Origin of the sequence: Aquitalea palustris, from assembly GCF_003693445.1 — a bacterium.
Classification (GTDB): Bacteria; Pseudomonadota; Gammaproteobacteria; order Burkholderiales; family Chromobacteriaceae; genus Aquitalea; species Aquitalea palustris.
On record NZ_RFAR01000103.1, the window covers coordinates 15,170 to 33,228 of the forward strand.

An 18,059-nucleotide genomic window follows, 5' to 3' on the forward strand; every position below is an offset into this window, starting at 1 on the left:
ATAACATCCCCCCGGATTTGGCTGACTATTGCAGCCCTCGTTTATTATCATTTGCCAGTCACTGCCCAGACTGGCTGATCCACTCCCCTTGTTGTAGTGCAATTCACTTCACATTTCGACCCGTCAGCACCAGCCCATCGGCATTGCGACGTAAAAAAACCGGCCAACGCCGGTTTTTCCTGCAGCCACCAGAGGCGGCCGATTTTACTGCTTAGCGTGATTTTACAAACGGCACGCCAATGGCCTTGGGTGCCACGGCGCGACCGACAAAGCCGGCCAGCAACAATACCGTCAGCACATAGGGAATCACCTGGATGGCCTGAGAGGGAATCTGGCCGACAATGGGCAGGTCCACCCCTTCCAGACGGATCTGCGAGGCGTCGGCAAAGGCAAACAACAGGCAGCCCAATACCGCCGGCAGCGGACGCCACTTGCCGAAAATCAGCGCAGCCAGTGCCAGAAAGCCCTTGCCGGCGGTCATTTCCTTGATGAAGCTGCCGGTCTGGTATACCGACAGGAAAGTACCGGCCACCCCGCACAGCACACCACCCCAGAACAAGGCGATATAGCGTACCCGCGCCACCGACACGCCCGCAGTATCCGCCGCATGCGGATTTTCACCCACCGCACGCAGGCGCAGGCCAAAGCGGCTGCGATACACCACCCAGCTCACCACGGGAATGATCAGCACGGTGAGGTAAACCAGGATGCTGTGCCCGGACAAGAGCTTGCTGTAGAGATGGCCAATGACAGGGACATTCGACAGTGCATCGGCCAGCGGCAGGCTGATGTCGTGAAAGCGCGAGTCATCATCCAGCTGCGGGGTATTGCCGCCCTGCTGGAACCAGGCCAGCCCCAGCACCGGCGTGATGCCGGAGGCAATGGTGTTGATGGCCATGCCGGAGATCAGCTGATTGCCGTTATAGGTGACCGAAACAAAAGCATGCACCATGGCCAGGCTGACCGAGGCCATGATGCCGGCCAGCAGCCCCAGCCAGGGTGAATGCGTGACAAAGGCGGCGGCAGCAGCGGCAAAAGCCGCCACCAGCATCTTGCCTTCCAGGCCGATGTCCACCACGCCGGAGCGCTCGGAGAACATGCCGGCCAGTGCCGCCAGCACCAACGGCGTGGCGACCCGGATGGTTGAGTCCAGCAAGCTGAACAGCTGTTCCATTATTTGTCCTCCTTGCGCTTGAACAGGCCGGCGATAAACGGCTCGAACAGGTTTTCCAGCGCGCCGCAGAACAGGATGATCAGGCCCTGGATGAAGATGATCATTTCGCGGGTGATCACCGGCTTTTCAAACGACAGCTCCAGCCCGCCCTGGGTCAGGCCGCCAAACAGCAGGGCCGACAGGATGATGCCCACCGGATGGTTACGCCCCATCAGCGCCACGGCGATGCCGACAAAGCCCACGCCATTGGTGAAGGACACATTCATGCGGTGGGTGGAACCCAGCAGCTCGTTGATGGCGGCAAAGCCGGACAGCGCACCAGACACACACATCGCCAGAATGATGGTCTTGCTGACATTGATGCCGGCATAGCGGGCGGCGCTCTCGTTCACGCCCACCGTACGCAGCTGGAAGCCCCAGCGGCTATGCCACACCAGCAGGTAAAACAGGCCGCAGGCCAGCAAGGCCATGACAAAAGTCAGGTTCAGCGGCGTGCTGGGCAGGCTGATGCCCATGCCGGCAGCCACCTGATGAATGGCAGGAATCCATGAAGCCTGGCCAAACTCGCGGGTGGTGGGGTTTTGCGAACCGGCTTCGATCAGGTGATGGCCAATCAAATACAACATCAGCGAATAAGCGATGAAGTTGAACATGATGGTGGTGACCACGATGTGGCTGCCACGTTTGGCCTGCAGCCAGCCCGGAATAAAAGCCCAGGCCGCACCAAAACCCATGGCGGCCAGAATGCACAGCGGCACCAGCACAATCGGCGGCAGGGTGTGATCAAACGCCAGCACCACCAGCGTGACGCCAAGTCCAGCCAGATAGGCCTGCCCTTCGCCGCCGATATTGAATAGTCCGGCATGAAAAGCCGTGGCCACCGCCAGCCCGGTAAAGATGAAACCGGTGGTGTAGAACAGGGTGTAGCCTATGCCCTCGCCACTACCGAAGGCACCACTGACCAGCAATTGCAGGCATTCCCATGGATCTTCGCCTATCATCCAGGTCACGAAACCGGTCACCAGCAAGGCGGCCAGCAGATTCAATGCCGGCAGCACAGTGAGCTGTGCCCAGCGCGGCAATGTGGACGGTTGTCCGAATTTCAATGTTTGTGCCCCCCCATCAACAAACCCAGCGAAATGGTGTCGGCATCCCTGGCCGCCACTTCGCCGCTAATCTGCCCGCCGGCCATCACCAGAATGCGGTCGGACAAGGCCAGAATCTCTTCCAGTTCCACCGACACCAGCAAAATGGCCTTGCCGGCATCACGCAGTTCCACCAGCCGTTTGTGGATAAACTCGATGGCACCGATGTCCACGCCACGCGTCGGCTGGCCGATCAGCAGCAGTTCCGGATTGGCGTGAATTTCGCGCGCCAGCACCACTTTTTGCTGATTGCCACCGGACAGCAAGCCCACGCGCAACTGGGCATTGTCCGGACGGATATCAAACTGGCGGATAAAGTCGCGGCTACGTTCCAGCAGCATCTTGCGCGAGAACAGTCCGCCCTTGCTGACGCTCTTGTCGTCGTGATAGCCAAGAATGGCGTTCTCGAACATGGGGAAAGACTTAACCAGCCCCTCGCGCGAACGGTCTTCCGGCACATGGGCAATGCCCTTCTTGCGGTACAGCGCCGCCCGCGGCTGGCTGGATTTTTCCTGCAGCAGATCCGCCCCCTGGTAGCGGATTTCACCGGAAGTCGGCTCCAGCATGCCGGCCAGCACTTCCAGCAGCTCGGACTGGCCGTTACCGGACACCCCGGCAATGCCGACGATCTCACCGGCACGCACCTGGAAATTCAAACCGTCCAGCAGCTTGACGCCGCGCGCATCGGTCAGGCACAGCTGGCGCACGTCCAGCACCGCAGCACCGGGCGCGCGTTCGGCCTTGTCCACCTTCAGCGTTACCTTGCGCCCCACCATCAGGTCGGCCAGCTTTTCCTTGTCGACATCCGCCGTGCGCACATTGCCCACCACGGTGCCGGCACGCATCACGCTGACCGCGTCGGTGATGTCCATCACTTCGCGCAGCTTGTGGGTGATCAGGATCACCGTCTTGCCCTGCTCGCGCAGCGCACGCAGGATGCAAAACAGGTGGTCGGCCTCCTGCGGCGTCAGCACGGCTGTCGGCTCGTCCAGAATCAGTACGTCGGCCCCGCGATACAGCGCCTTGAGAATCTCCACCCGCTGTTGCAGGCCCACGCCCAGCTCGCCAACGATGGCGTCCGGATCGACCTCCAGCGAATAGTCGCGATTAAGCGCCTGCAGGTGCTCGCGCGCCTTGGCCATGCCATCTTTGAGCAGCAGGCCGCCTTCGGCCCCCAGCACGATGTTTTCCAGCACGGTGAAGTTGTCCACCAGCATGAAATGCTGATGCACCATGCCGATGCCCAGCCGGATGGCTTCCTGGCTGTTGCGGATGCGCACGGTCTTGCCATCCACCGCGATGCTGCCACTGTCGGCATGGTAATAGCCGTACAGGATGCTCATCAGGGTGGATTTGCCCGCGCCGTTCTCGCCGATGATGCCGTGTATGGAGCCCTTGGCGATGTTCATTGAGACATCGCGATTGGCCTGCACTGCGCCGAAGCGCTTGCAGATGCCGTTCAGCTCGATGGCGAAATCAGTCATGCCCGTATGTTCCCGATTTCCATGAATCCGGTTGTCGGCCCCGCAAGAACCAAACAGGCACGATAGCCTGAGCCATCGTGCCTGCAGTCCTCCCGGGCCGCAGCCGGGAAAAGATCTTCAAATAGACTTATTTCACCGGGCAGCTGTTGCTGGTGCGATAGTCCACCACGCTGAGCTTGCCACTGATGATGTCCTTCTTGGCTGCGCCGATTTTCTTTTCCATGTCAGCGGAGATCAGCTTGCGGTTGTTGCTGTCCAGCGCCCAGTCCACGCCGCCTTCCTTCAGGCCCATGACCTTGACTTCCGGCTTCCAGCTGCCGTCGCGGGCGGACTTGAAGGTGTCGTACACGGCATTGTCAACGCGCTTGACCATGGAGGTCAGCACATAGCCCGGGTAGAGGTGGTTCTGGTTGCTGTCGACGCCGATGGACAGCTTGTTGGCGGTCTTGGCTGCCTGCAGCACGCCCAGGCCGGTACCGCCGGCAGCAGCGAACACCACGTCCACGCCACGATCAAACTGGCTCTTGGCCAGTTCGGTACCGCGTGCCGGGTCGTTGAAAGCCTGCGGGGTGGTGCCGGTCATGTTCTGGATGACTTCAGTCTTCTTGTTGGCGTACTTGGCGCCCTGCACATAGCCACAGCCAAAGGCGCGGATCAGCGGCACGTCCATGCCACCGATATAACCTACCTTGCCGGACTTGGAAGCCATGGCAGCGGCCATGCCCACCAGGAAGGAGCCTTCCTGTTCCTTGAACACGATGCTCTGTACGTTCGGACCCTTGGCCACCGAGTCGATGATGGTGAATTTCACCTTGGGAAATTCCTTGGCCACGGTTTCCACGGCCTGGGTAAAGGAGAAGCCGACGGAAACGATCAGGTCAGCATCCTTGCGCGCCAGGTTGCGCAGCAGCTGTTCCTTTTGTGCTTCGGAGGCAATGGTGCCTTCACGATAGCTGATCTTGAATTCCTTCTTGAAACGCTCTGCGCCATTGAACGCCGCTTCGTTGAAGCTCTTGTCAAACTTGCCGGCCTGATCGTAGATCACGGCCGGGGTGAAGTCCTTGGCAAAGGTGGCACCGGCCAGCATGGACAGGGCGACGGCAAGGCTTGCTCGTTTCAGTTGGATGGTCATATCAGGAACTCTTGGTTTTGTTGGTCAACATGCACGAGCGGACGCTAGCCTGTTCATGCACCATCGGGAAGCCCCACCTTCCGCATTGGCTATTTTGCACCCATCACCTGCTGATGGCTAAACCGATGTCAGCTAACAAGGCAGTATTTCAATTTGATGGGCGCGGCGAATTGTAATGAGCGGGAAATTGACTGTAAACAATTTCCTCTCCACTTTGAAATACCTTGTCGCAAAGCTGGTAATCGGCGGAGCACATTCGCAATGATCCGTCGTTAAAAAACCGCAGCGCGCAGCAAATTTATGCCTGCGCGCATGACCGGATCACAAAATATGACGTCTTCCTGAGCCGGGCGCAAGAAGTGGCTGTCCACCGCAAATACAGGAAAATTCCACTTGCCCGGCTGTCGCAATTCGGCCACGGCCTCGCCTTGCGCATATCCAAGCCGCCGGCAAAGTCCTACAATCGCCGCCTTCGCCTCATCCACACCGCCATGCTACCCATTCTCTACCGCGACCAGCAGCTGATCGCCATCCACAAGCCGTCCAACCTGCTGGTGCACCGCTCCGAGCTGGACCGCCACGAAACCCGCTTTGCCATCCAGCTATTGCGTGACCAGATCGGTCAGCGCGTCTACCCGGTACACCGGCTGGACAAGGGCACCTCTGGCGTACTGCTGTTTGCGCTGGACAAGGAAAGTGCCAAGGCGATGAGCTGGCAATTCGAACGCCAGGAAGTGAGCAAGCGCTATCTGGCGGTGGTGCGCGGCCATCCGGCCGAGGCCGGCCATATCGACCACGCCCTCAGCCGCCGCGTGGACGACCTGGCCTGGCTGGGTGAAAAGGTGGAACAAGGCCCGCAGGAAGCACAAACCGACTACCGCCGCCTGGCCACGGTGGAACTGCCGATTGCTGTAGACCGCTACCCCAGCAGCCGTTATGCACTGATGGAGCTGTCGCCACTGACTGGCCGCCGCCACCAGCTGCGTCGCCACATGAAGCATATTGCCCACCCCATCATCGGCGATGCCACTCACGGCAAAGGCGTGCATAACCGCATGTTTGCCGAGCACTTTGGCAGCCAGCGCATGTTACTGGCCTGCATGGAAATGCAGATCAGCCACCCGGTGACAGGTGCGGCCATCCAGTTGACTTGCCCGCTGGCGGAGGACTTTGCCAGCGTGGTACGCGCACTGGGCTGGGCAGATGCCATCCCCGCCAGCTGGCTGCCGGCCGTCTGAGGCGCGCCCAAATCCGCTACAATGCCGCCATTGTCTTAGAAAGCTGATGCATGCTGAGTTATCGCCACGCCTTTCACGCCGGCAACCACGCCGACGTGCTCAAGCACCTGATTGAAATTGCCGTGCTGGACTACCTGGGCCAGAAAGACAAACCCTACTGGTATATCGACACCCACGCCGGAGCCGGCGGCTACGCCTTGCACGAAGGCTATGCCGCCAAGAATGCCGAATACCTGAGCGGCATTGCCCGCCTGTGGGACCGTACCGACCTGCCGCCCGCCGTGGCGGCTTATGTGGATGTGGTGCGCGAGATGAACCCGGATGGTGAGCTGCGCTTCTATCCCGGCTCGCCCTGGTGTGCCGCCGCGGTGATGCCGCAAAGCGACAAGCTGCGCCTGTTCGAACTGCATCCTACTGATTTCCAGCTGCTGGAGCAGAACTTTGGCGGCCAGCCGCGCCGCACCCAGCTGCAACAGGCCAATGGCTTTGAAGGCATCAAGGCCATTCTGCCGCCACCGCCGCGCCGTGGCCTGGTGCTGATCGACCCGCCCTACGAAGACAAGCGCGACTACCAGCATGTGGTGACCGCACTGAAAGAAGGCCTGAAGCGCTTTGCCACCGGCATTTACGCCGTGTGGTATCCCTGCCTGCAGCGCGCCGAGATGAAAGAACTGCCCAAAGAACTGAAAAAGCTGCCGGCCAAGAGCTGGCTGCGCGCCGAGCTGCACGTACAAGCACCGTCGGCCGACGGCTTTGGCATGTACGGCAGCGGCATGTTCCTGCTCAACCCGCCGTGGACCCTGCCCGCCACACTGAAGGAAGTGCTGCCCTATCTGGTGGAGCAGCTAGGCCAGGATGCCAAGGCCAGCTTCATTCTGGAGACCGGCGGCGATCTGTAACAGACAGTGCCACCGACAAGGCCATCCTGCGGGATGGCCTTTTTGCTGCCCGGCCAACCATAAAAAACGGCTGGCCTGCCATCTGGCAGCCAGCCCAAGCATGAGACTGATGAGAACTACAGGGGAAAACCGCAGAAGCCGTTACACCTAGCGCACCACGGTTTGCACCGCCCAGGCATTGTTCTTGACTATGGACAGGGTGACCGGTGCCTTGAGCAGATTGCCATTGGGGGCAAAGGCAAAATCCGCCGTCACGCCGCTGTAGCGGATGGCTGCCAGCTTGGGCAGGTATTTGGCTGGCTCCACCGAGCCGGCCTGCTTCATGGCCTCGGCCACCAGCATCACCCCGTCGTAGAACTGCGGCCCCAGCAGTACCACATCCTGATGGAAGCGCTCCTTGTAGCGACGCTCAAACTCCTTGCCGGCCGGGCGGGCCGCCAGGATGCCGCCAGCCACGGCCGAGTAATGTCCGGTGGCATCGGCACCTGCCAGCTGGATAAAGGTAGGCGTGTTCATCATGTCACCGCCCATCAGCTTGGCTTTCAGCCCCAGCCGCTTGAGCTGCTTGGCCATCGGCGCAGCCTGGGCATCGGCCCCGCCGTAGAAGATGACTTCCGGATTGACCGCCTTCACTGCGGTGAGGATGGAGGTGAAATCGGTGGCCTTATCCGAGGTGAACTCACGACGCAACACCTTGCCGCCATTGGCGGTCACCGCCTTGACGAACTCGTCGGCAATGCCCTGGCCATAAGCTGTGCGGTCGTCGATGGCCACAATGCTCTTGGCCTTGAGCGTTTTCACGGCAAACTGCCCCAGCGAGCCGCCAATCTGGCTGTCGCTGCCCACCAGGCGGAAGGTGGTTTTATAGCCTTGCTGGGTGTAAGCCGGGTTGGTGGACACCGACAGCTGCGGGATGCCTGCCTCCGAATAAATGCGCGAAGCCGGAATCGACACCCCGGAATTGAAGTGGCCGATCACCGCTTTCACTCCGGCATCCACCAGCCGCTGCGCGGCCTGGGTGCCAACGCGCGGGTCGGCCTGGTCGTCTTCCGACACCAGCTCGAACTTGATCTTTTGCCCGCCCACCATCAGGCCCTTGGCATTGATGTCGTCAATCGCCATTTTGGTAGCGTTTTCATTGTCCTTGCCATAGTGGGCCTGCGGGCCGGACAGCGGCGAGGAAAAGCCGATTTTCACCACGGTATCGGCATGGGCGGCCGCCATGGCAAACGGCATCATCATGCCGCCCAGCGCCACCACCCAGTTCATTTCTGCAAACAGTTTCTTCTGTGCCATGTCATTTCTCCTTTGATGCTGCATTTATTCAAGAGAAACCCGCTGGTTTCCCCTGCTACTGCTCCCCCGTCATGACCGGTCTGCGCCGGTGTCTGACAGGATCAAAACCGTTGCAAGCGGTAGGGCTGCATATCCAGTGCCGGGCTCTGCCCTTGCAGCATGTCGCACAACAGCACGGCGGTAGTGGCCGCCAGCGTCAGGCCCAGATGGCCGTGACCGGTGGCAAACCACAGGCCGGGCTGCTGCGGTGCCGGGCCGATAATGGGCAGGGTATCCGGCAGCGAGGGGCGGTTGCCCATCCACACCGTCATGTCCGCGGTGGAAAAATCGCCGACAATCCGCCGCGCCTTGTCCAGCAGGATGTGGGCACGCCGCCAGTCTGCCGGCGCATCGCGGTGCGCCAGCTCCACCGTGCCGGCCAGGCGCAGGCCGCCACCCGCCATCGGCAAAATGACAAAGCTCTCGCTGGCACACTGGATGAAGTGATGCAGCCTCACCCCGGCCTTGGGCAGATTAACGTGATAGCCACGTTCGCTTTCCAGCGGCACGCGGTAGCGGTGCTGACGGGTAAAGCGGTCGCTCCATACGCCGCAGGCAATCACCGTGGCGGCTGCCGACATGCGGCCATGGCTGGCTGTTTCCACCCCGCTCACACGCCCATTCCCTTCGACCGTCGCCAGCACCTCATCCTGCACAAAGCGTCCACCGGCACGGACAAAGGCATCAAACAGACCACGGCTGAAGGTGTAGGGGTCGTCCACATGCGACCAGTCCGGCACCCGTACTGCGCATTGCCATTCCGCGGCCAGCAAGGGTTCCTGCTCCAAGAGCTGGCTGCGTGACAGGGCCTGCCACTGCACGCCGTGACGGCGCTTTTCCTGCCAGGCAGGCAGGGCCGCATCGAATTCCTGTTGATTACGGTAGAGGGTGAGGTTGCCGTGGCGCCGCCACATGGCACCCAGCCCGGCCTGGGCGATCAGTGCTGCGTAGTCCTGATTCACCCGGCCCAGCAAGGCGGACAGATCGCGGGTGAGCGTGGCCACCCGGCTGGGGCGGCTGGCGGCTAAAAAGCGCAGCAGCCAGGGCAGCAGGCTGGGCAGATAGCGCCAGCGCAGGGCCAAGGGGCCCAGTGGGTCCAGCATCCAGCCCGGCACCTTGCGCAGCACGCCGGGTTCGGCCAGCGGAATCACATCGCTGATGGCAAAGGCACCGGCATTGCCATAACTGGTTTCCATGGCCGGTTCGCCACGGTCCAGCAGGGTGACGGCAAAGCCCGCCAGTTGCAGTTGCAGGGCAATGGCGAGGCCCACCACCCCTGCTCCCACTACGATGACTTCGTCTCCCGCAGCAAGGCTATGCGCCATGGCTCAGCCCTCCCGCACGCCATTGACCAGCCGGCGCAGCGCCAGCGGATTGGCATGTTTAAGGGCTGTTGGCAGTAGTGCATCCGGCAGATCCTGATAGCACACCGGCCGCAGGAAACGCTGGATGGCCGCCGTGCCGACCGAGGTGGAACGCACATCCGAGGTGGCCGGGAACGGCCCGCCATGCACCATGGCATCACACACTTCCACCCCGGTGGGCCAGCCATTCACCAGGATGCGGCCCGCCTTGCGCTCCAGCACCGGCAGTAGCACACGCGCCAGAGCGATATCGTCGTCATCCAGTTGCAGCGTGGCGGTGAGCTGGCCTTCCAGCGCCTCGGCCAGTTGCAAGCTCTCCGCCTCGTCACGGCATTGCACGATCAGCGCGGCAGCGCCGAACACTTCTTCGCGCAAGGCCGGGTTGGCCAGGTATTCCGTCGCAGTCACCTGCAGCAGCTGTGCCTGGCACTGGTTCGGTCCGCTGGGCAATACGCCCTTGGCCACCGTGCTGGCGTGGCGGGACAGGTTGTCCACCCCGTCCTGATACGCCGCCCAGATGCCCGGTGTAAGCATGGTTTGTGCCGCACTGTGTTGCAGCAGCTCGGCCGCGGTGGCAACAAACTGCTCCAGTGCCGGCCCCTGTACGGCGATCAGCAGACCGGGATTGGTACAGAACTGCCCTGCCCCCAGCGTCAGCGAGCCGACAAAACCCTGTGCCAGCACATCGCTGCGCGCCTGCAGGGCTGCTGGCAGCAGGAACACCGGGTTGGTGGAACTCATTTCGGCATAGACCGGGATCGGCTCCGGGCGATTCTGCGCTGCCCGACACAGCGCCAGACCGCCAGCACGCGATCCGGTAAAGCCCACGGCCTTGATACGCGGATCGCCCACCAGACCCTGCCCCACTGCGCGGCCACTACCAAACAGCAGGGCGAACACCCCGGCAGGCAGCTCACAGCGGGCCAGCGCCCGCACGATGGCTTGTCCGGCCAGCTCGCTGCTGCCGGGGTGGGCGCTGTGCGCCTTGACGATGACCGGACAACCGGCCGCCAGCGCCGAGGCGGTATCGCCACCGGCCACCGAAAACGCCAGCGGGAAATTGCTGGCGCCGAACACCGCCACCGGCCCCAGCGGAATCTGGCGCTGGCGCAGGTCGGCACGCGGCAGCGGCTGGCGTGCAGGCTGGGCCGGGTCTACCCGCACATCCAGCCATTCGCCTGCACGCACGGTACGGGCAAAGCTGCGCAACTGGCCGCAGGTGCGGGCACGCTCGCCCTGCAAGCGGGCGCGTGACAGGCCGGTTTCTTGCATGGCGCGGTCGATCAGGGCATCGCCCAGCGCTTCGATTTCCTCGGCAATGGTTTCCAGCAACTGCGCCCGCTGCGCTGGCGTGGTTTCGCGGTAGACATCAAACGCAGCCCAGGCCAGCGCGCAGGCTTGCGCCAGCTGTGCCGCATCGGCACCGGCATAGGCCGGCTCCAGCGCCAGCCCGCTGGCGGGGTCAATCCCGTGGCTAGCCTCGCGCATGCCGGCAACAGCTTGTCCGCCAATCAGCATCTTGCCTGTCAGATTCATATGGTTTCCTGCACCTTCGATGACTGCTAATGAGGTAAACCCGGCCACGCCACAGCGGCATGGCACAGGTAGTCAGAGACAGGCTCAGGCCACATTCAGGCCGGCCGACCAGTTGCGATACCACTCGCGGAACAGCGTGTACTGGGTTTCGGCATAGCGGCGCTGGGCTTCGCTCAGCACGTCGGTTTCGTTAAAGTGCAGGCTGTATTCGGTATCGCCGTTCAGCACCATCAGGTACTTGTAATACAGCACCAGATCGCAGCCTTCATCGAAGGAGGACAGCACCGCCAGCGCGGATTCCAGCTCGCGCGCCTGACGGCGCGCCACGGCATCGCCCTTGGCGGCGGCCTTGCTCAGGGCTACCAGATGCAGCACCTCGCGCGGCAGCGCATTGCCAATGCCGGTAATGGCGCCGGTGGCATTGCAGTTGACGAAGCCATGCACCACCTGGGTGTCCACCCCCACCATCAGCGTGACCTGATCATCCTGCGAGGTGATGTGCTCGGCGGCGTAGCGCATGTCGGCAGCACCGCCGAACTCCTTGAAGCCAATCAGGTTGGGATAGCTGCGACGCAGCTCGAAGAACAGGTCGGCGCGGGTGGCAAAGCCGTAGTAAGGGCTGTTGTAGATGACGGCGGGCAAATTGGGCGCAGCGGCGAGAATGGCGGAAAAGTGGGCTTTCTGGGCGGCAGGCGAAGCACCACGCGACAGCACCCGCGGAATCACCATCAGGCCATGGGCGCCAACGCGGGCGGCATGGGCGGCGTGGGACACTGCCTCGCGGGTATTCACCGCGCCGGTGCCGACAATGGTGGGCACGCCGGCAGCTACCAGCCGGGCCACGCCCTCCTGGCGCTCGGCTTCGGTCAAGAGCGGCCAGTCACCCATCGAGCCGCAATACACTACGGCGCTCATGCCAGCGGCAATCAGCTCGCGGCCCTTGGCTACTAGGGCGTCAAAGTCCGGCTTGCGCTCGGCGGTACATGGGGTCATCAGGGCCGGGATGCAGCCGGTGAAAATGTTGTCGCTCATTATTTTGCTCCTTGCAGCTTGTCTGTATGTGTGTGGGGGATGTCGGTATGACGCGGGGCTCAGATGCCCCAGGCAAAAGGGTCTTGCTCGTCAATCAGCAGCGTGCTGATTGCGGTGATGTGGGCGCGTCCGGTAATGAAGGGGCGAATCAACTCGCCCTCGCGCTGGTAATGGCCGACAAACTGGCTGCCGGTAATGCTGGCCTGCACCCAGTGCGCGCCTTCGGCCAACTTGCCGTCGGCTGCCAGGCAGGCCAGCTTGGCGCTGGTGCCGGTGCCGCAGGGCGAGCGGTCGTAGGCCTTGCCCGGACACATGACAAAGTTGCGGCTGTCAGCGCTGGCATCATCGGCAAACAGCTCCACGTGGTCGATCAGCGCGCCATCGGCGCCAGTGATGCCCTGTGCTTCCAGCGCCTTGAGCATGGCCCAGGTGAAGGTGGTCAGCGCCTCGACATTGGCCATTTCCAGCGTCATGCCGTGTTCGGACACAAGGAAGAACCAGTTGCCGCCCCAGGCAATATCGCCGTGGAACACACCGTAGCCGGGCAGTTCCACCGCCACTTGCTGGCGGTAGCGATAAGCCGGCACATTGCCCAGCGTCACCGCGCCATCTTCATGCAAGGTGGCACTGACCGGCCCCACCGGGGTGTCGATCTTGTGCACGCCCGGCGCAATCAGGCCCTGGTAATGCAGCGAGGCGATCAGGCCGATGGTGCCGTGGCCGCACATGCCCAGATAACCGGTGTTGTTGAAGAAGATCACTCCGCAAGTGGCATCCGGCGACACCGGCGGGCAATACAGCGCGCCCACCAGCACCTCGCTGCCACGCGGCTCCAGCAAGCAGGCCCGCCGCCACTGGTCGTGCTGCTGGCGCAATACTTCGCGCTGCGCGGCCATGCTGCCACCGCCCAGATCGGGAAAACCGCGCATCACCAGCCGGGTGGGTTCGCCCCCGGTGTGGGAATCGATGATGTGTATCTCTTGCATATACCTGTCCATTCCAGAAACGTGAATGACGGATGGCGGGCAGATGCACCAGGCGCGGAACGTGCGCGGCCATGCCGTGCAGTGCCTTGATTCCATTGCATCTTCGTGCCGCATCCGTCTTCGTCAGCACCTGCATAGAATGGCTGCATTGCGGCCCGGAATCTTGATGGTTATCATCAGCGAGAATGACGAAATCAGCACAATTGCTGTTTCCGGGATAAAAACTCCCCCACTGAGGGGAGGCAAGGCAAAGGGGAAAGAATGACTGGCGATACGCTGGAAACCATCGCGCGCTGGCAGGAGAAAATGCGCCCTGCCTCCATTGCAGAACTGCTGGCGGGGCTGGGGCCACTGCTGCCGGTACTGGACCTGATCCCCAATGCCGCCATTTTCATCAAGGACAGCCAGGCACGTTATCTGCTGGCCAACCAGACGCTGGTGGAGCGCTGCGGCCTGAAAAGCCGGCAGCCACTGCTGGGCAAGACCAGTGCCGAGGTTTTTCCGGCCCAGTTGGGGCCGGTGTATACCGCGCAGGACATGAAAGTGCTGGAGGGTGGACTGGTTCTGGAAAGCCAGCTGGAACTGCATCTGTTCAAGAACCGCGAACCAGGCTGGTGTCTGACTTACAAATGGCCGCTATACAGCCAGGACAATGCAATCATCGGGCTGATCGGCATTTCGCTGGACCTGCAATCGGCCAGCAAGACCCACCCGGCCTACAAGCGGCTGGTGGCGGTGGACGAGTTCATTCGCCAGCACTTCAACCGCCCGCTCAGCATGGCAGAGCTCACCGCCATTGCCGGCGTGTCCGCCGCCCAGCTGGAGCGCTACTGCAAAAAGGTGTTTCATCTGACACCACGCCAGATGATTCACAAGGCGCGGCTGGAACATGCGCACCGCCTGCTGCATAGCGACATGCCCATCACCGATGTCGCCCTGCACTGCGGCTACACCGACCACAGTGCCTTCAGCCGCCAGTTCAAGGCACTCACCGGCCTTACCCCGCGCCAGTATCGCCAGGCCACCGGACAGGACTGAACCATGCACAAGGCCCCCGCTGTGCGGCGGGGGCCTTGTTCCTGCGCGACCAGGCAGCTGCCACAGCGGGCTGAGCACCCGCCCCGGCTGCTCAGCCCGGCAGCTCGGGCAGCGGCAAGTTCACCCACTCCTTGTCGCAGGTGCTGCCGCTTTATTGCGCCGGCGACAGGCGCTGAGCACTGGCGGCAGTGTCCTGCTGATTGTCAGGGCCGATAAGGCTGGTGGCGAGGCTGTTGAAATCCAGCGGCAAGGCAAGGGCCGAGCGCGCTGGCTGATAGCTGGCGGCGTCGTTGACATCGCCTTGTCCGCTATAGCGTGCAATCTGCGGCCACGGATACACCGGCCGCGTGGCCTTCAGTGCCGCCCACGGCTTGGCCAGCGGGCTGCTGGCCATGATTGGCAGATGCAAGGTGGGCGGTGCCAGGCCAGGCTTGCCTTTGGCCGGCAGCTTGCCCGGCGGCGGGCCCGCCATGAAATCCGGCTCGGGCTGCGCCAGCTTGCCGGTAATCAGCGCCTCCGGCGCGTGCTGCAGCTCGGTCCATGCCATCAGCGGGCTGAGCACATCTACCTGGTTATAGCCATCACCACCACCGCAGTGGCTTACCCCGGGCAGCAGGAACAAGCGCATGAAGCTGTCGGTAGCCGCTGCGCCCAGCTGTTGCTGCACGCCCTGGTAATAGGCCAGCGACACGGCAGGCGTAATCGAGGTATCCGCCAGCCCGTGCCACAGAATCAGCTTGCTGCCACGTCGCTGGAAAGGCAGCAGATTGGTATTGGCAGCGTTGTACAGGGGAGCCAGCTGGGCTAGTTTCCGGAAGGTGGCGTCATCAAACCGCAGCTGTTGCAGATTGCCCATGGCCAGGTCCACCTGCGGCAGAATCAGGTAGCTGATAGCCAGCGAGGCCATGTCCTGACTCATCGACTTGCCTGCTGCGCTATTGGGCAGCATCCATTGCAGCTCGGACCCCGGCAAGGCACCGCCTATCGTCAGGCGGCGGCCGGCGGCATCCAGCGGGCCGTCATACAGCTTGCGTGCCACCGCCACTTCTTCGGCGCTCAGGCACTGGCTGCTGTCCTTGGCCGCGGCCGGGCACTGTGCCCAGGCCGGGTCCACCTTGCAGCTGAGCGGGTCTTGCAGCAGGCCGTCCTTTACTCCGGAACCCTCGGCGCAATGCGCCAGCACGGCACGGTGCAGAATGCCCAGCCGGTTTTGCAGCAGGATGTTACTGCCATCCGCACGCTGATTGGCCACCACATTCCAGGCGTGATACAGCGAATTTTGCAGCTGGAACAAGGCAGCTGGCGCGCCGGCTGCCACACCGTCAAAGTCGTCCGGATAACGCTGTGCCTCCATCAAGGCTTCACGGCCACCATCGGAGCAGCCGACGAAATAGGCAAAGCGTGCCGGCTGGCCATAAAAGGCCTTGATCAAGGCCTTGGCCACCAGCGCGGTCTGGTGATTGGCGCGGTAGGCAAAGTCGATGCGTTTTTGTGGATCAGCCCCGAAACTGGCCTGATCCGGGCCCGTCATCGAGCCCTTGTGGCCCATGTCATTGCCTGACACCACGAATTCGCCATTCAGCGCCGGGCCACAACGGCCAGCATTGCTGATGCCCACGCGGGTCATGCCACACAGGCCGCCGCAACCGCCTTGCAGATAACGCTGGGTCCAGCCCTTGAGCGGCAGGTCTACCTCGAAGCCGATGGCCGGGGCGATGGTCCCTTCCACCTTGCAAAAATCACCCTTGGGTGTTGCCACCACACTGGCATTGCTGATGCTGACCGGCGCATCGGCCACGCCATTCAAAGCCTGCTGACCCAATGCGCTACAACTGATCAGCGCCGGCTGTGGCGGCAGGCTTTGATAATCAGCCGCCTGCGCCAGTTGCGGCAACAGTACCGTACACAGCAGCGATAGCCAGGCTAGCAGGGGCAGATAGCGCCGGCGGCTCAGCACGCGAGCACCAGCACGATTGGGATTGTTCACTTTGCACACTCCTGTTTCACATCCGGATCAAACGGGAATTACTATCATTCAACCGCCAGTCAGTCATGCAGTTTTGCCGCACTTTGCCTGCCTTTACACACGACAATACCACCCTGGAAACACAGCATAGCCCATGACACATGCCTGGCGCAGCGCCCCGCCGGCAGCGCGACATAACACGGCAACGCAGGTTCACTGATTGGCAACACAGCCCCCATTCCCCTGCCCTAGATTACTGCCTGCAATAACAAGAATTGTCACAACAACGCATTGCAGTTCTGCGATAGAGGAGAAACCATGCAGCAATCCACTTTCAAACTGAGCCTGGCCGCCTGTGCCGTACTCACCACCCTGAGCGTCCATGCCGAAGACAGCAGTGTCACCGTGTATGGCGTCATCAGCGCCTCGCTGGAGTCGGTAGGCGCGTCCGGCGGCAGCGGCGGCAGCAAAACCACCACTACCCGCGTCACTGACAACAACTCCCGCATCGGCTTTCGTGGTAATGAAGACCTGGGCAATGGCCTGAAAGCGATCTGGCAGGTGGAATCCAGCCTGCGCAACTTCGAACAGGGCGGCACGACCGACTGGGGCCAGAGCGCCACCCTGGCCACCCGCAACAGTTTTGTCGGCCTGGCCAGCGAGCAGTATGGCCGCCTGATTGCCGGTTATAACGATACCGTCTACAAATCGCTGGTGGGCAGTACCGCCGACTTCGGCATCGACGTCATGGCCGGCACCATTGCCGATAGCTGGGGCACCGGACCGGGTTTCTACCAGCTGTTCAGCCGTGGCGAAACCCGCCTGAAAAACTCGGTGCATTATGTATCACCCACTCTGTCCGGCTGGCAGGGCGGCGTATCCTACGGCGTGGATGAAACCGAGACCAACAACACCAACCGCAGCCGCCTGAGCCTGGCGGTGAAATATGGCGATGGTCCGTTCAAGGCCGGTTTCGGCTGGGATCGCCAGTTTGATACCGCCGGCTACGAGCAAAGCAACGCCGGTACTGCCGCCAGTGGCAAGCATGTCGACTTCGCCAAGCTGCTGGCACAATGGACTTTCAGCAGCACGGGTACACTGGTGGGTGCCGGGGTGGAACGTGGCAGCTATGAATCCGCCACCGGCGGCCAAACCCAGACCCAGACTGGCTGGACAGTAGGCATCAGCCAGCCGCTGAGCGAACGCCTGGCGCTGAAAGCCTCGTACAGCAAGCTGGGCAGCCTGAACAATGCCAGCAATGCCGACGACTACAAGGCCACACAGTGGGTATTGGGCGCCGCCTATGCCGCCACCAAGCGCACCAGCTTTTACACCTATGCCACCCGCCTGAGCAATGGCGCACTGCAAAACGCCAACTTCGGTTTCAGCCCGCTCACCACCAGCAGCAGCGCGGTGGACATTGGCAAAGGCAATACCCTGCACACCGTTGGCGTGGGCATGTCCACCGCCTTCTGACCGGTGTGGCTGCCAACCCTGCTGGCAGCCAATACTCGACAACGGCTGGCTCCTGCCAGCCGTTTTTCTTGCCCATGGCGGACAAGGGCCAGCCAGGCTGCGGCCATCAACACGCGGGGCACAAAGCTGCCCTGCCCCTTCACCGCACGGCTTCCCATAAAAAATGCCACCCCGCAGGGTGGCCAACACAGAGAGTGACGTTTACGACAGCAAACGTCAGTCGATATAACGCAGGCCGGCCTTGGCCAGCGGCT

General features: G+C 62.2%; 15 protein-coding genes. 4 read left to right on the top strand and 11 right to left on the bottom strand.

Annotated elements, in window-relative coordinates; translation table 11 throughout:
• Positions 1 to 211: 211 nt before the first annotated feature.
• The 5 genes from EAY64_RS18465 to EAY64_RS20305 all read right to left on the bottom strand — a co-directional run bounded on the left by EAY64_RS18465 (position 212) and on the right by EAY64_RS20305 (position 5,420).
• Complete coding sequence (locus tag EAY64_RS18465; RefSeq protein WP_103526184.1) at positions 212 to 1,174, bottom strand: ABC transporter permease; 963 nt, start codon at positions 1,172 to 1,174, stop codon at positions 212 to 214.
• Positions 1,174 to 2,280, bottom strand: coding sequence for an ABC transporter permease (locus tag EAY64_RS18470; protein WP_226034462.1), 1,107 nt, complete (start codon positions 2,278 to 2,280; stop codon positions 1,174 to 1,176). Before EAY64_RS18470 ends, EAY64_RS18465 begins: the two co-directional genes overlap by 1 nt.
• Positions 2,277 to 3,803: an ABC transporter ATP-binding protein gene (locus EAY64_RS18475; RefSeq protein ID WP_103526185.1), complete on the bottom strand. Its 1,527-nt coding sequence runs from the start codon at positions 3,801 to 3,803 to the stop codon at positions 2,277 to 2,279. Before EAY64_RS18475 ends, EAY64_RS18470 begins: the two co-directional genes overlap by 4 nt.
• 127 nt (positions 3,804 to 3,930) lie before the next feature.
• Positions 3,931 to 4,935, bottom strand: a complete 1,005-nt coding sequence (locus EAY64_RS18480; RefSeq protein ID WP_103526186.1) for a BMP family lipoprotein — start codon at positions 4,933 to 4,935, stop codon at positions 3,931 to 3,933.
• Between the two features lie 272 nt (positions 4,936 to 5,207).
• Entirely contained in the window at positions 5,208 to 5,420 is a 213-nt protein-coding gene (locus EAY64_RS20305; protein WP_147456245.1) for a hypothetical protein, read from the bottom strand.
• A 6-nt stretch (positions 5,421 to 5,426) separates the two neighbouring features.
• Here EAY64_RS20305 and EAY64_RS18485 point away from each other — a divergent pair, with 6 nt between their 5' ends.
• Together EAY64_RS18485 and EAY64_RS18490 are read left to right on the top strand one after the other, a co-directional pair.
• A complete protein-coding gene (locus tag EAY64_RS18485) occupies positions 5,427 to 6,173 on the top strand; it encodes a tRNA pseudouridine(65) synthase TruC (RefSeq protein ID WP_103526187.1) in 747 nt (248 codons plus the stop codon).
• A gap of 50 nt (positions 6,174 to 6,223) precedes the next feature.
• Positions 6,224 to 7,072 carry a 23S rRNA (adenine(2030)-N(6))-methyltransferase RlmJ gene (locus EAY64_RS18490; protein WP_103526188.1) on the top strand — a complete coding sequence of 283 codons (849 nt, stop codon included), beginning with the start codon at positions 6,224 to 6,226 and terminating at the stop codon, positions 7,070 to 7,072.
• 147 nt (positions 7,073 to 7,219) lie between these two features.
• Here EAY64_RS18490 and EAY64_RS18495 read toward each other — a convergent pair whose 3' ends face one another.
• The 5 genes from EAY64_RS18495 to EAY64_RS18515 form a co-directional block, all read right to left on the bottom strand.
• Positions 7,220 to 8,368: a branched-chain amino acid ABC transporter substrate-binding protein gene (locus EAY64_RS18495; protein WP_103526189.1), complete on the bottom strand. Its 1,149-nt coding sequence runs from the start codon at positions 8,366 to 8,368 to the stop codon at positions 7,220 to 7,222.
• A gap of 101 nt (positions 8,369 to 8,469) precedes the next feature.
• Positions 8,470 to 9,732 carry an NAD(P)/FAD-dependent oxidoreductase gene (locus EAY64_RS18500; protein ID WP_103526190.1) on the bottom strand — a complete coding sequence of 421 codons (1,263 nt, stop codon included), beginning with the start codon at positions 9,730 to 9,732 and terminating at the stop codon, positions 8,470 to 8,472.
• Positions 9,733 to 9,735: 3 nt separating this feature from the next.
• On the bottom strand, positions 9,736 to 11,307 hold the full coding sequence (locus tag EAY64_RS18505; RefSeq protein ID WP_103526191.1) for an aldehyde dehydrogenase (NADP(+)): 1,572 nt from the start codon (positions 11,305 to 11,307) through the stop codon (positions 9,736 to 9,738).
• Between the two features lie 84 nt (positions 11,308 to 11,391).
• A complete protein-coding gene (locus EAY64_RS18510; RefSeq protein WP_103526192.1) occupies positions 11,392 to 12,339 on the bottom strand; it encodes a dihydrodipicolinate synthase family protein in 948 nt (315 codons plus the stop codon).
• A 59-nt stretch (positions 12,340 to 12,398) separates the two neighbouring features.
• Positions 12,399 to 13,325 (bottom strand): 4-hydroxyproline epimerase, encoded by a 927-nt coding sequence (locus EAY64_RS18515; protein WP_103526193.1) that lies wholly within the window; start codon positions 13,323 to 13,325, stop codon positions 12,399 to 12,401.
• A gap of 261 nt (positions 13,326 to 13,586) precedes the next feature.
• Between EAY64_RS18515 and EAY64_RS18525 the strand changes: the two genes are divergently transcribed.
• The gene (locus EAY64_RS18525) at positions 13,587 to 14,363 is read left to right on the top strand and encodes an AraC family transcriptional regulator (protein ID WP_103526195.1); all 777 of its coding nucleotides are present in this window, start codon (positions 13,587 to 13,589) and stop codon (positions 14,361 to 14,363) included.
• A 151-nt stretch (positions 14,364 to 14,514) separates the two neighbouring features.
• Here EAY64_RS18525 and EAY64_RS18530 read toward each other — a convergent pair whose 3' ends face one another.
• Positions 14,515 to 16,350 (bottom strand): tannase/feruloyl esterase family alpha/beta hydrolase, encoded by a 1,836-nt coding sequence (locus tag EAY64_RS18530; protein ID WP_199734490.1) that lies wholly within the window; start codon positions 16,348 to 16,350, stop codon positions 14,515 to 14,517.
• A 297-nt stretch (positions 16,351 to 16,647) separates the two neighbouring features.
• Here EAY64_RS18530 and EAY64_RS18535 point away from each other — a divergent pair, with 297 nt between their 5' ends.
• A complete protein-coding gene (locus tag EAY64_RS18535; RefSeq protein WP_103526197.1) occupies positions 16,648 to 17,805 on the top strand; it encodes a porin in 1,158 nt (385 codons plus the stop codon).
• Positions 17,806 to 18,059: the final 254 nt, after the last annotated feature.